Genomic DNA, 13,153 nt, shown 5'->3' on the forward strand with positions numbered 1-13,153 from the left:
CGGCGTATTTCGCCGGTCTCAGGGATGATTCAGGGGCGAATCAGGGTAGTCCGGGAGGATGACACACCCGCCCGCCCGGGATCTGGCCGCGGATCTGTGTGGGCGGGAGTGTCGGCCGGCGCGGGCGGGCGCCCGCTCAGCCGAGCGGCGAGTAGTAGGTCAGCGCGTCGCGGCGGACCGTGAATTCCACGCTCCGCACCCCGGGCATGACCTCTCCGTCGACAGCCAGGACCATGGGCCCGTTCCCGGGTTCCACCGTGATCCGGTCCGTTTCGCTCAGATGGGTGATCCCGGACGTGCCCACGGTGCCCGTGAGCACCGCCCAGAGCAGCCGCAGCCGGGCGAACGGCTCATCGGCAGTGATCATCCGCAGGTCCAGGACCCCGTCCGCCAGCACAGGGCGCACCAGCGGCGCGTGGTCGCGGGGGTAGTAGCGCCCGCGCCCGATGTACAGGATCCACAGCCGGTGCCGCACCCCGTTGACGATCAGGGTGGTGGGGGTGCCGGCCGCGAAGGTCCGGAACATGGCCACCACTCCGGCCAGGGGTTTCCCCAGCGCCGGCTGGAGCTGTTCGCGCCGGCGGACCAGGTTCGGGTACAGACCGATGCTGGCCGTGTTGAGCATGATCAGTTCGAGGTGCTCCGGGCTGTCGGGGAGCCCGCGTTCGACGCTCACGTGACCGACGTCGGCCACGGCGGCCTCGCCGTGCGAGCCCGCCTGGACCGCCGCCGCCAGGGTGGGCGTCCCGGCGTCGCGGGCGAAGTGGTTGAGCGTTCCGCCGGGGAGCACCAGCAGCGGAAGGGAACGTTCGACGGCGGCGGCGGCCGCGGCGCCCACGGTTCCGTCCCCGCCCCAGACGCCCAGGGCCGCAATGCCCGGCCGTGTTGCGAGCTGGGCGATGCCAGCGTCGACGGCCTCGTCGGGCGCGATTTTCTTTATATACGCTTTGGGGAATGTTTTTTGCAGGGCGTCAACTGTCTCGTCAGCATAGGACCCGCCGAGGGTGTTGACCGCGATGCAGAGCCCCTGTCCCTCCGGGAGTTCCGCGGCGCGGGCGGCGGCGCGGCGGGTTTCGGGGAACGGCGGCCGGACGGGCCACCACTTCCGCGTCACCATGGCCGCGCCGGCGCCGATCGCGGAACCGAACAGCACGTCCGAGGGCCAATGGGCCCCGGTGTGGATCCGGGAGTAGGCCACCCCGGCCGCGACAGGGGCCACCGCCGCACCCAGCGCCGGGCGGACCATGCCGACTCCGAGCGCGAAGGCCACCGCGGAGGCCGAATGGCCCGACGGCATGGACGAACTCGTCGGCTGTGGGTGGACGAAGCGGAAGACCGGAAGGTGTTCGGGCAGGGGGCGGGTCCGCGGCAGGAGGGTCTTGAACACGAGGTTCGTGACTGCCGACGCCACGCCTTGGGCGATGAGCCCATGTACCGCTGCCCGGCGCGTCTTTCCGGGCACCAGGGCCATGGCCCCGGCAACGCCGAACCAGAGTTTGCCTTTGTTGGCGGAAGCGGACAGGCGGCGGAAGAAGTCGTCGTGGCCTCCGCCCGGCAGATTAGAGACGGCGCGGACGAGTTTGCGGTCGAATTTCGACAGGCGGCCTGGGGCCTTCCTCAGCATGGATCGCATTTGACCACCATACTGCCGGAGAGCCAGGCCGCAGGCGGAGTTCGGCGGGCGCGGCGGGGCACCCGCCTCGCGGGTATCTACCTCGCGCGCAAGGGCTTCGCGGCTCCAGCGAGCACCAGGGCCACCAGAATCGGAATCCCGATCGCCAGCAGGGCGGCCCTGATACCGGTGACATCCCCCAGGAAGCCCAGCAGCGGCGGCCCGGCCAGGAAGGCAATGTAGCCCAGCGTGGACACGACGGACACCCGGGCGGCCGCTCTCCGGGGGTCATCCGCCGCGGCGGACATCCCGATCGGAAATGCGAGGGCGGCACCCACGCCCCACAGCACGGCACCGGCAGCGGCCAGCCAGATGGTTCCTGCGAAGACGAAGAGGCAGAGGCCCGCAGCTGCCGCGGCCATGCTGGCGCGGAGCACGGCCACGCGGCCGTAGGCATCGATCGCGCGGCCGCCGAAGAAGCGCATGGCGGTCATCGCCAGCACAAAGGCGGCGAAGAGCAGCGCCCCCGTGGATTGTTCGGCGCCCAGGCCGTCCACCGCGGCCTTGGCAATCCAGTCGTTGCCGGCGCCTTCAGTCAGGGTGGCGCCGAGAACGACGACGCCGATCAGCAGCGTGCGGCCATCCCGCCAGGCCAAACCGCCCTTTGCGTGGTCCGTGTCCCCGGCGGCGGGCACCGCGGCGGGCAGATGCGGCAGGAAGTACCGCGGGGCCACCGTGGTCAGGACGGCCACGACTGCGGCTATGACCAGCAGGTGCTCCGGGAGCCCGACCCCCAGGGTGGACAGTCCGGCGCCGATCAGGGCGCCGACGAACGCGCCGCCGCTGAAGGCCGCGTGGAACTGCGGCATGATGGTCCGGCCGAGCCGGTGCTCGACGTCGGCACCTTCGATGTTTTGCGAAACGTCCCAGAGCCCGACGCCGATGCCGAAGAAGAACAGGGCAATCGCCGTCCCCGGGACGGAGGCCGCCATCAGGGACAGCGCGACGCCGACGCCGGCCGCCGCGGCCACAAGGCCCGCACCCCGGACGGTGTTGGCCGTGCCGATCCGGCCGACGACGAACCCGGCCGTGGGCAGGGCGATCAGCGAGCCGACCGCCAGGCACAGCAGGAGGGTTCCCATCTGGCCCGCGGTGATCTGCAGGATCTCCGTCACCGCCGGGATGCGGGCTGCCCAACTGGCGAACACTAATCCGTTGATCCCGAAGACAAGGAAAGTCGCCCCGGTGGCAGCTCTAAGTTGCGGGACGGTTGCGGTACTGGTCATACGATCACTGCTTCCACCGAGTGTTGCGCGAGTTGGTCAAGTTCTTCAGGGCCGAGCTGCCGGTCGGTCACGATGGCGTCGACGGCGTCCAGGGATGCGACAAGGGCGACGGCGCTGGCGTTCCATTTGGATCCGGCGCACGCGACGATCACCCGGGCCGCGGATTCCAGGCCGGCACGCTTGACTGCGGCGTCGTCGAGGTCGTGGGCCAACAGCCCGTCCTTGAGGTTCAGGGCGCAGGGCGTGACGACGGCGGTGTCGAAGCGCAGAGAGCGGATGTTGGATTCCGTCATGGGCCCGCGGAAGGACAGTTCACCGGGCACGAGGCTGCCGCCCGGCATCAGGAGTTCGGGGCGGCGGCCGGCAGGCACATCGTCCAGGGACAGCGCGGTGACGGCTCGCAACGACATCGGCATGATCGTCATCTCGCGTTGGCGCAACTGGCGGGCGACCTCCGTGGCTGTGGTGCCGCTGTCCAGCCAGACGTGGCCCCGGTCCTGGAGCATGGCCGCCACACCGGCGGCGATCCGCATCTTGGCGGTGTGGTCCTCCAGCTCGCGCTGGCCGTATTGCGGGTTTTCACCGCCGAAAACCAGGCTCTTGGCCCCACCGTGGATCCTCCGCAGCACGCCGTGCAGGGCCAGGGTGTCGAGGTCGCGGCGGATGGTGGCACCGGACGCGCCGCAGGCGGCCATGAGGTCGTCCACCGTCACCTGTTCCCGGTTGCGAAGCAGTTCGCCGATCAGGCGGTGCCGCTCATCAGTATTCATGCTCAAATGCTAACGGTTTATGATCACTTAATCATTTTGTTGCGGGTCTCATGCGCGGCTCAGTGGCAGTACGGTGTCACTCAGGACCCATGAATTCCGTCGGAACCGGTGCTGAGCGACCCGTATTGGCTTTAGCGGGCGCGTTCGACGCGTTTTTCGTCCCAGACCGGTTCGGCGGACTCGTAGACCCTGCCGTCGGAGCCGAAGACCAGGAAGCGGTCGAAGGTGCGGGCGAACCAGCGGTCGTGGGTGACCGCCAGGACGGTGCCTTCGAAGTGGTCGATCGCCCGTTCCAGGGCCTCGGCCGAGTGCAGGTCCAGGTTGTCGGTGGGCTCATCGAGCAGCAGCAGCGTAGCGCCGGAGAGCTGCAGCAGCAGGATCTGGAACCGCGCCTGCTGGCCGCCGGAGAGGGAGTCGTACTTCTGCTCGGACTGTGCCGCCAGCCCGTAGCCGTCCAGCGCCCCGGCGGCGGCTTCCCGGCCCATCCCGGAGCGGTGCTCGTCGCCCCGGTGCAGGATTTCGAGCAGGGTCTTTCCCAGCAGGTCGGGCCGGACGTGGGTCTGGGCGAAGAAGCCGGGCCGGATCCGGGCGCCGAGTTTCACGGTGCCCTCATGCGGCACTTCCGCGATTTCGACGTCGGACACCGGCAGGTGCTCCCGCTCCGGATCGGTGCCGCCGGTCGCGAGCAGGCGCAGGAAGTGGCTCTTGCCCGAACCGTTGGAGCCAAGGACGCCCACCCGGTCGCCGAACCAGATCTCGGTGGAGAACGGCTTCATCAGGCCCGTCAGTTCCAGCTTCTCCGCCACGACGGCGCGTTTGGCCGTGCGCCCGCCCTTGAGCCGCATCTGCACGTTCTGCTCGATCGGCAGGGCTTCTGGCGGACCGGCCTCGAGGAATTTCGCGAGCCGGGTCTGCGCGGCGTGGTAGCGGTTGGCCATGTCGGAACGGAACGCGGCCTTGTTCTTGTACATGTTGACGAGTTCCTTGAGCTTTACGTGCTCCTCGTCCCAGCGCTTGCGCAGCTCCTCGAAGCGCGCGTTCCGGTCCGCCCGGGCCTCCACGTAGGAGCCGAAACCGCCGCCGTGGATCCAGGCGCCGGCGCCGTTGATGCCCGGTTCCAGCGTGACGATGCGGCCGGCGGCGTTATTGAGCAGTTCACGGTCGTGGCTGATGAAGAACACGGTCTTCTTCGACTCGTTCAGCTTGGCCTCGAGCCAGCGCTTGCCCGGGACGTCGAGGTAGTTGTCCGGCTCGTCCAGCAACAGCAGTTCGTCGGGGCCGGCGAAGAGGGCCTCGAGGACCAGCCGCTTCTGTTCGCCGCCGGAGAGGCTCGACGCCGGGCGGTGCTGCGCACGGTCGAACGGCAGGCCAAGGGCGGCCATGCAGACCTCGTCCCAGACCGTTTCGACGTCATATCCGCCGGCGTCTCCCCAGTCCACGATGGCCTGGGCATAGGCCATCTGGGTGGGTTCGTCATCGTGCTCCAGCATGGCGAGTTCTGCCTCGTCGACGGTGCGCGCGGCAGCGGCCAGCGCCGGCGGCGCAGCGGAGACCAGCAGGTCGCGGACCGTGGAGTCATCCCGGACCTGGCCCACGAACTGGCGCATGATCCCCATGTTGCCGGAGCGGCCGATCACGCCTTCATCCGACACGAGATCGCCGGAAATGATCCGGAACAACGTGGTCTTGCCGGTTCCGTTCGGCCCGATCAGCGCCGTCTTGGTGCCGTCCGGGACCTTGAACGTCACCCCGTTGAGCAGCTGGGTGCCGTCGGAGAGGAAGTAGTCGATGCCGGAAACGTCAATATGAGCCACGCGTTCAATCTTCCCACGGTCTTCCCGCAGCCGGGCGGCGCGGACTTTTCCTGCTCAGCTGGCTCGGGTGAGGAACTCCTTGAGCAGCGGTCCGGACGTGGTGGCTCCAAGGCCGCCGTCCTCGACGAAGACGGCGACGGCCAGGTCACCATGCACAGCCACGATCCAGGCGTGGGTCTTGGGCGGGGTGTCCTTGCCGAACTCAGCCGTTCCGGTCTTCGCGCCGACGGGCTCGCCCGGGACGGAGGCCAGGAACCCGGCATGCCCGCTGGTCACGACGGCGCGCATCATGTCAGCCAACGCCGCGGCTTCCGCTGCCGTTACGGGTGTTTCGGCGGCCTTGGCCGGTGGCGCGGCCGACGCCGTCGCATCACCGGAGGACGGGGCGGCCGGCTCCGTGCCGGTTCCGGCAGTGGCGGTGCTCCCGGCACCCGGGGAAGTGACACCCTCATTCGGGTTCAGTACAAGCTGGGGGGCCACCGGGGCCCCCTTGGCTACCGAGCCGGCCATGATGGCGGCGGCCAGCGGGGACAGGAGCACTTTGCCCTGGCCGATCATGGAGGCGGCGTGTTCGGTTCCTTCGGCGTCTCCGGGGACCGAGCCGAGGAACGCGGCGGCTCCGAGCGCCGGCGCTTCGACTGCCACGCCCAGCGAGGTCGCGGCGGATTCGAGCTGCGCCTGGCTGACGGTGTCGCGGGCGTTGATGAACGCGGTGTTGCAGGAGTGTGCAAAGGCATCGCGCAGTGTCACGGAGCCCAGTGAGGATGCGGGGTATCCCTCGGCGTTCTTGAAGGTGCGGCCGTCCACCGTGAGGGTCGCCGGGCAGTCCACCTTGGAATCGGGGGTCATTCCCTTGCGGAACATGGCCAGGGAATCGACCATCTTGAAGATCGATCCGGGGGCGTACTGTCCCAGCATCGCGGTGTCGTAGCCGTTGCTGCCTGGCCCGGACGCGGCCGCCAGGACGGCGCCGCTGGAGGGCCGGAGCGCCACGATGGCCGATGCGGGGCCGACCTTGCCGAGCACGTCTTCGGCGAGCTGCTGCAGCTTCGGGTCCAGGGTGGTTTTCAGCGGGGTTCCGGGTTTGATGCCGGTCTCGAACAGCACCCGCCTCGGATCGGGGGAGGCCGCCTGGATTTCCGCGGCGGTGAGTCCGGCTTTCTGTGCCCGGATCACGATGCCGTCGGTTCCGCGCAGCTGCGTGTCATACTGCTGCTGCAGGCCCCCGGCTCCGGTGGTGTCACCGGGCTTGAGCGCGCCGCCGGACTTCTCGATTTGCTCCGCGTTCGCCTCGGAGACTGTACCCAGGAGTGCCCGCGCAAATGTGCGGGTGGGTGCCAGCGGCAGGCTGTCCGGGATGGCGCGGCCGCCGGGGATTGCGGAGATCTGCTGGTCCGTGATGGTCCGGGCACCGTCCTCGCGGAAGGTGATGGCCGGAACAAAGGCGTCCGGACCGGCCGCCGCGACCTGCTGGGCGTAGGCTGCCGGATCCACGCCGACCAGTTGGGCGAGCTTGGTGGCGGAGTCTGCGGGGTCAGCGCCGCCGAGCGCCGGCTTGTCGATGCCAACGTTGACCACTGGCCGGTACGCGACCAGCGGGGCGCCGCCGGCGCCCAGGATGGAGGCCCGCTGCGGCGTCTGGGTGGCACGGGTGATGATCTCCCCGTCAGCGAGGTCCGGCACCAGGATGGCCGGCGTCCACACCGGAAGCCACTTGTCGCCGGATTTCGTCAGCTGCGCGGAAACGGTGTACTTCCACTCCTCCGCGCCGACTTTCCAGGTGTAGTTCAGCGGAAACGTGGCCGTGTCCGACTCGAAGGTCAGCTCGCCGGCCTGCACGGCCGGTTTGTCCGGGTCCAGCCCCTGGAATATTTCCTTGAGCTGGTCGTTGGCGGCGCCCGATTCCTTCCCCTCGAAGGCGACCGAGCCGACGTCGAGAGCGGACACCGCGGTGGCGAGCTGCTGGGCGGCGCCTTCTGCGCCGTCCCGGCCGTCCCCGCAGGCTACCAGCGAGGCGCCGAGAACAAGACCCACAAGGGCCAGTGAAAGTTTGGATGTGTTCCCCATGCCGCCATTATGCCCCGGACCACTGACAACTCCCCTGTCACATGGGACTGTCACAAAGCACCGGCACACAACACCGTCGCATAACATCGTCACGAAACTCAGGCACAGGGCACGCCTCAGGCTGCCTAGGGCCGCCGGATGATCCTGCGCTGGGCGGCCACGGCGATCGCGGCAGTGCGGTTGTCGACGCCGAGCTTGCCGTAGATGTGCACCAGGTGGGTCTTGACCGTGGCCTCGGAAATGAACAGCTGCTTCGCGATCGCCCGGTTTCCCATCCCGGTGGCCAGCAGTTCGAGCAGTTGGATCTCGCGGGCGGACAGGGCCGGCTCCGGATTCCTGATCCGGCCCATCAGCCTCAGCCTGGCCGCGACCTCGGGTGCCAGCGCCGTCCCGCCGGCTGCGGCGGCGAGCACCGCCTGGCGGATCTGCTCCGGCGGGGCATCCTTGAGCATGTAGCCGCTGGCGCCGGCCTCGACGGCGGCGAGGATGTCGGCGTCGGAGTCATAGGTGGTGAGGATGAGCACCGGAGGCGCCGGCTGCCCTGCCTCTCCGGCTTTGATCTTGCCGGTGGCGGTGACGCCGTCCATGCCCGCGCCCATCTGCAAGTCCATGAGCACCACGTCCGCGGGCTTGCCCAGGGTGTGGAGCTTGGCCAGTCCGGCCAGGGCGGCGCCGCCGTCGGCGGCCTCGGCCACCACGGTGATGCCCTGCAGATCACCCAGCATCGCCCGCAGCCCGGCCCGGACCACCGGGTGGTCGTCCACCAGGAACACCCGGATGTTGCTCATGGCCGGCCCCCGCTGGCTTGCCCCGATGTGGCGTTGGAACCGGACGATGTGGCCGGCGCGGAATCAGGCGCTTGCCCCAGTGGCAGCCGGATGGCCACCACGGTTCCCTCGCCCGGGGCAGACTCGATGTCCAGCTGGCCATGGAGGGCGGCCACGCGTTCCCGCAGCGACGTCAGCCCGTAGCCGGAACCGTCGGGACGGGCCGGCAAGGCCGCGGGCTCGAACCCGGTGCCGTCGTCGTAGATGTCCATGGCCACTTCCGGGCCCAGGAAGGAAAGGGTGACGACGGCGGTGCGCGCCTGCGCATGAACGCGGACGTTGGCCAGGCTCGCCTGGGCGGCCCGGAGCAGGGCGGTTTGGTGGGCGCCCGGGAGTTCCACCGGCACACCTTCGACGTCGAGGCGGCAGCGCAGCGCGGCACCTCGCGCGGCGGTCTCCGCCTCGGTCGTCTCACACAGCCGGAGAAGGCCCGCCACCAGTGAGCCGTCCTCGAGATCGGGGGACTGGAGCGCCCGGACGAAGTTGCGGGCCTCCGCCAGGTTGGCGGCGGCCGTGTCCCGGACAATGCGGAGCCTTTCCCGTGCCACGGCGGGTTCGCCGTCGTCCAGGGCCTTCTCGGCCGCGCGACCCATGAGCACAATGCTGGACAGGCCCTGGGCCAGGGTGTCGTGGATTTCGCGGGCCAGCCGGGTGCGCTCGGCCAGGGTGCCCGCATTGTGCTGGGTTCGCGCGAGTTGGGCACGGGTGCGGCGGAGCTCCTCGGCCGCCAGCCGCTGGTTTTCGGCCTCCAGGAACAGTGCCCGGTAGGCCAGCCCTGTGACCACGGCGAAGGCTGCGCCGAACGCGGGCCCGAGCACCATGGGCAGCTGCGGCGATGCGGCACCGCCGTTGTGGAACCAGAGCGCCCCAATGACAAAGAGGGTGCTGAATGCGATCGCGGGCAGCGCCAGCCGGCGCCGGAGCACGTGTCCTGAGCAAGTCCGCCCTGAGGCAGCCCGCTCTTAACCTGGTCAACGTCACTCTGGAGTACCCGGACGGAGACGGCACCCTTAAGGCCCTGGACGACGTGAGCTTCAAGGTTCACGCAGGGGAGTTTGTGTCCTTGATCGGCCCCTCGGGGTCCGGAAAGTCGTCCCTGCTGGCCGTCGCCGCCACCCTCGTCCGGCCTTCCGCCGGCCTGGTGTTGATCGACGGCCAGGACGCCGGCGGACTGCCCGACGCCGGGTGCACCGCACTGCGCCGGAACAAGCTCGGCATCATCTTCCAGCAGCCCAACCTCCTGCCCTCCCTCACGGCGATGGAACAGCTGGTGATCACCCAGCGCCTGCGCGGAGGAGCCGCCCGGGCGGCCGCCGAACGCGCCGCAGGTCTGCTGGATCTTGTGGGTCTCGGGCACGCCCTCGCGAAGCGGCCCCACCAGCTCTCCGGCGGGCAGCGCCAGCGCGTCAACATTGCCCGGGCACTCATGGGAAATCCAGCCGTGCTGCTCGTGGACGAGCCCACAGCGGCCCTTGACCACCCCCGCAGCGAGGCGATCGTCCGGTTGCTGCGGCAGGTCACGGACGAGTTCAGCGTGGCGACCGTCATGGTCACCCACGACACCGATTTCGTCCCGCTCACGGACGCCGTGGCGAGTATGCGGGACGGACGGCTGTCCTCCATGGCGGCGACGCCGGCGGCTGCGGACACGCGGTTAGGGGCCCCGAGGTTGGGTTAGGGGACGCGGTAGCCGAGGCCAGGAACGCCGAGCCCGAACATGTCCTTGAGGGCATACCTGGCGGCGTGGAAGCCGGGCATCCCGGTGACGCCGGGACCCGGCGGGGTGGACGACGAGCACAAATACACGCCGGGCAGCGGCGTCCGCCATGGAACGGGGCTCAGCACCGGCCGCCGCAGCACTCCCCAAAGGTCCATGCGGCCGGCGCCGAAGTCCCCGCCGACGAAGTTCTCGTCGTACGCAGCCAAACCTGCCGCCGTCGTCACTTTGAACTCGACCACCAGGTCCCGGAAGCCGGGTGCGAAGCGCTCCATTTGCGCCATGACCGCGTCGCTCATATCTACCGCGGAGCCGGCCGGAACATGGCAATAGGTCCACAGAATGTGCCGGCCGGCCGGGGCGCGGCCGGAATCGAAACGCGAGGGCTGGGAGACCAGCACGTAGGGCCGGTCCGGATGGCGTCCCGCGGCAACCAGGCGTTCCGCTTCGGCGGTTTCTGCCCTGGTGCCACCCACGTGCACGGTCCCGGCATCGGCGAGGCCCTGCGCCGCCCACGGCACCGGTCCGGAGAGGATGAAGTCGACCTTGCAGGCCGCGTTCCCGAAGCGGAAGGACTCCAGGGAGCTCCGGTAGCGTGCCGGGAGCCTGCCCTCCGCCAGGTGCAGCAGCGCGGGCGCCGCCACATCCAGCAGGGTGGCCCGGGCCGGCGGCAGCTCCGCGAGTGAAGTAATCTGCCTCCCGGTCTCGATCACCCCGCCATGGGCTTTGATGTCAGCGGTCAGCGCCCGGGCAATCGCGGCCGATCCGCCGTGCGGAATAGGCCAGCCGCCGGCATGCCCCAGGGCGGCCAGCATGAGGCCCGCGCCGGCAGCGGCCACCGAAGGCAGCGGCGCCACGGCGTGGGCGGCGACCCCGCTCAGCAGTGCGGGAGCCAGGTCCTGGCTGAACCTCGCGTTCCACAGCGGCGAGCCTTGCTCGAGCGCCCGGAGGCCGAATGCGGCGGCTGCCACGGGGTCTCCCGGAATCCGCAGCAGCTGGTTCAGGGTCAGGTCTGCGACTCCCTCCACCCGCCGCACGAGAGGCTCCATGAGCCGGCGGTACGCGGCGCCGTCGCGCCCGAGTTCCGCAACAGTACGGTCCAGGGAGCGGTAGGCCAGCGCCGCACGGCCGCCGTCGAGCGGGGATCCGTACGAGAGTTCCGGCACCTCCAGGGGCACGCGCCGGGACAGCTCGAACCGGCGGAAGAATGGTGAGGCCAGAACCATGGGGTGCACAGCCGAACAGACGTCGTGGAAATGGCCCGGTTCCATCAGTTCGGCGGTGCGGAGCCCGCCGCCGGGGGTGGCGGCCGCCTCGAACACGTGGACCTTGAGTCCGGCCCGCGCCATGGTCACCGCCGCGGCCAGCCCGTTGGGGCCGGAACCGACGACGGCGACGTCAGTCATTTGCGGGGGCCTTCCGCCACGGCACCCTTCCGCCACGGCACTACGGACGTCGCAGGCCGGCGGAGATTGATCCGCAGCCAGTCCGGGGCGCCGTCGAAGGGTCCGCCATGCGGATCATCGATCCGGTGGCGGCGGATCACGTCGTAGGACGGATCCCAGATGTCCCAAGCAACGCGGGCCATCAGGTAGGCGGTGGCGAGCATGTGGGCAACCACTGCCAGGACGTAGTAGGGCATGTCGATGTTGTGCTGGGTCGAACCGCCGCTGGTCGCCTGCCCGAGGTACATCCAGACGGCGCCCCAGTGCAGTGCTTCGATGGTCTGCCAGATGAGGAAGTCGCGCCAACGGGGCCGGGCGAGGGCGATGAGGGGGATCAGCCACAGTACGAATTGGGGCGAGTACACCTTGTTGGTCAGGATGAATGCGGCCACGATCAGGAACGCCAACTGCGCGATCCTCGGCCGCCGGGGTGCTGTCAGTGCGAGGACGCCAATCAGGATGCAGGCCAGGAGGAACAGGTCCAGGGCCAGGGAGTTGATGGCTTCGGCCTCAAGCGGGTTCCAGCCCAGCCGGCCGGCCACCAGGTTGTAGGCGAACCAGGGGGAGCTGTAGCCCGCAGGCCGTTCTTGCGTGAACTGGTAGAAGTACTTCCAGCCGTCCGGATTTGCCGCGGCCACCGGGACGTTGACCGCCAGCCAGGCCGCGGTTGCAGCGCCGGCAGTGATAACGAGCGCCCGGATGCGCCCGCTCCGGAGCGCCAGCAGCAGGACGGCACCGAGGATCAAAAGGGGGTAGAGCTTGGTGGCAGTGCCCAAGCCGATGAAGATTCCGGCGAGGACAAGCTTGTTTCGCGAAAAGAAATACATGCCAAGGGCCAGCATGCACACGGCCCACATGTCCCAGTTAATGACACCGGCCAGGACAATGCCGGGGGCAAGGGCAACCATCGCCGCGTCCCAGGACCGCGGCCGGTACGTCCGTGCCGTGGCCAGCACGGTGACGATCCAGACGGCGGCGATCAGGGTGGCGTTGACGTCAAAGTAGCCGAGGACGCGGGGGTCCCCGGTGCCGGCGCCGGGCACTAGAAGCGCCGTGGCGCCCGCAATGAACCCCATCAGCACGGGGTACTCAAAGAGACTTCCCTGTGTAATGAAGGGGAAGGCGCCATCGCCGAGGCCGCGGTTGCGGAACAGTTCCGGAAAGTCCGAGTAGCAGGTGGCGTAGAACTGTCCGGGTGTTTCCCAGCCGTGGGTGCGGCAGAAGTTCTTGAGTAGAATCCCGGCCAGGGCCGCGAGGACTGTGAGGAGCACCAAAACACGCTCCACCGTGAAGAATCCTGGCGAAACGATCCCGGGCGCCGAGCGTTGGCCCAAAGGACCGCCTACCAGTTCCGTGAAGTTTCGGAGAAAAGGGTCGCTGCGGCTCGGGATGACCAATCGGATCCGTTTGCGCTCCGGCGGCTTTGTCTCCTGCATGTCCTTGAGCTTACCGGGGGCGGTTGCCCCATGCGGCGCTGTGGCGTTCCTGGCACGTCGGATCGCCTCCCGCGCGCAACAGGGGAGATGAAGGTGACTTAAAGGGGGGAGCCCGCGCGTCGCCGCACGGGCTCCCTGGGATCGGTTCCGATGTCAGTCATCAGGTTCTCCTTCGCTGC

The 13,153-nt window shown here is 69.2% G+C and carries 9 protein-coding genes and 1 pseudogene; 1 reads left to right on the forward strand and 9 read right to left on the reverse strand.

Annotated features, from left to right (window positions below; all coding sequences use genetic code 11):
- Nucleotides 1–136 precede the first annotated feature (136 nt).
- The 7 genes and pseudogenes from M2428_RS06355 to M2428_RS06385 all read right to left on the reverse strand — a co-directional run.
- Complete coding sequence (locus M2428_RS06355) at nt 137–1,633, reverse strand: bifunctional phosphatase PAP2/diacylglycerol kinase family protein (RefSeq protein ID WP_277524864.1); 1,497 nt, start codon at nt 1,631–1,633, stop codon at nt 137–139.
- 77 nt (nt 1,634–1,710) lie between these two features.
- On the reverse strand, nt 1,711–2,898 hold the full coding sequence (locus M2428_RS06360; RefSeq protein ID WP_277524866.1) for an MFS transporter: 1,188 nt from the start codon (nt 2,896–2,898) through the stop codon (nt 1,711–1,713).
- On the reverse strand, nt 2,895–3,668 hold the full coding sequence (locus M2428_RS06365) for a DeoR/GlpR family DNA-binding transcription regulator (RefSeq protein ID WP_277524868.1): 774 nt from the start codon (nt 3,666–3,668) through the stop codon (nt 2,895–2,897). The genes M2428_RS06360 and M2428_RS06365 overlap by 4 nt, the downstream gene beginning before the upstream one ends.
- A 131-nt stretch (nt 3,669–3,799) precedes the next feature.
- The gene (locus tag M2428_RS06370) at nt 3,800–5,482 is read right to left on the reverse strand and encodes an ATP-binding cassette domain-containing protein (RefSeq protein ID WP_277524870.1); all 1,683 of its coding nucleotides are present in this window, start codon (nt 5,480–5,482) and stop codon (nt 3,800–3,802) included.
- A 54-nt stretch (nt 5,483–5,536) separates the two neighbouring features.
- The gene (locus M2428_RS06375; protein ID WP_277524872.1) at nt 5,537–7,549 is read right to left on the reverse strand and encodes a penicillin-binding transpeptidase domain-containing protein; all 2,013 of its coding nucleotides are present in this window, start codon (nt 7,547–7,549) and stop codon (nt 5,537–5,539) included.
- A gap of 125 nt (nt 7,550–7,674) precedes the next feature.
- Complete coding sequence (locus tag M2428_RS06380) at nt 7,675–8,337, reverse strand: response regulator transcription factor (protein ID WP_277524873.1); 663 nt, start codon at nt 8,335–8,337, stop codon at nt 7,675–7,677.
- A pseudogene (locus M2428_RS06385) lies at nt 8,334–9,305 on the reverse strand (sensor histidine kinase); the annotation flags it as partial. The gene M2428_RS06380 and the pseudogene M2428_RS06385, both read right to left, overlap by 4 nt.
- Here M2428_RS06385 and M2428_RS06390 point away from each other — a divergent pair.
- Entirely contained in the window at nt 9,266–10,054 is a 789-nt protein-coding gene (locus M2428_RS06390; RefSeq protein ID WP_277524877.1) for an ABC transporter ATP-binding protein, read from the forward strand. The pseudogene M2428_RS06385 and the gene M2428_RS06390 sit on opposite strands and share 40 nt — an antisense overlap.
- Here the strand turns inward: M2428_RS06390 and M2428_RS06395 are convergent.
- Together M2428_RS06395 and M2428_RS06400 are read right to left on the reverse strand one after the other, a co-directional pair.
- Nucleotides 10,051–11,499 (reverse strand): NAD(P)/FAD-dependent oxidoreductase, encoded by a 1,449-nt coding sequence (locus M2428_RS06395; protein WP_277524879.1) that lies wholly within the window; start codon nt 11,497–11,499, stop codon nt 10,051–10,053. The genes M2428_RS06390 and M2428_RS06395 overlap by 4 nt on opposite strands.
- Nucleotides 11,496–12,974, reverse strand: coding sequence for a glycosyltransferase 87 family protein (locus tag M2428_RS06400; protein WP_277524881.1), 1,479 nt, complete (start codon nt 12,972–12,974; stop codon nt 11,496–11,498). Before M2428_RS06400 ends, M2428_RS06395 begins: the two co-directional genes overlap by 4 nt.
- Nucleotides 12,975–13,153: the final 179 nt, after the last annotated feature.

It is taken from the genome of Arthrobacter sp. ES3-54, assembly GCF_029504395.1.
Lineage (GTDB): Bacteria > Actinomycetota > Actinomycetes > Actinomycetales > Micrococcaceae > Arthrobacter.

Excerpts from the sequence above, each read along its gene's own strand:
- M2428_RS06355 (WP_277524864.1), bottom strand. The coding sequence starts at position 1,633 with ATGCGATCCATGCTGAGGAAGGCCCCAGGCCGCCTGTCGAAATTCGAC.
- M2428_RS06360 (WP_277524866.1), bottom strand. The coding sequence starts at position 2,898 with ATGACCAGTACCGCAACCGTCCCGCAACTTAGAGCTGCCACCGGGGCG.
- M2428_RS06365 (WP_277524868.1), bottom strand. The coding sequence starts at position 3,668 with ATGAATACTGATGAGCGGCACCGCCTGATCGGCGAACTGCTTCGCAAC.
- M2428_RS06375 (WP_277524872.1), bottom strand. The coding sequence starts at position 7,549 with ATGGGGAACACATCCAAACTTTCACTGGCCCTTGTGGGTCTTGTTCTC.
- M2428_RS06380 (WP_277524873.1), bottom strand. The coding sequence starts at position 8,337 with ATGAGCAACATCCGGGTGTTCCTGGTGGACGACCACCCGGTGGTCCGG.
- M2428_RS06390 (WP_277524877.1), top strand. The coding sequence starts at position 9,266 with ATGCGATCGCGGGCAGCGCCAGCCGGCGCCGGAGCACGTGTCCTGAGC.
- M2428_RS06395 (WP_277524879.1), bottom strand. The coding sequence starts at position 11,499 with ATGACTGACGTCGCCGTCGTCGGTTCCGGCCCCAACGGGCTGGCCGCG.
- M2428_RS06400 (WP_277524881.1), bottom strand. The coding sequence starts at position 12,974 with ATGCAGGAGACAAAGCCGCCGGAGCGCAAACGGATCCGATTGGTCATC.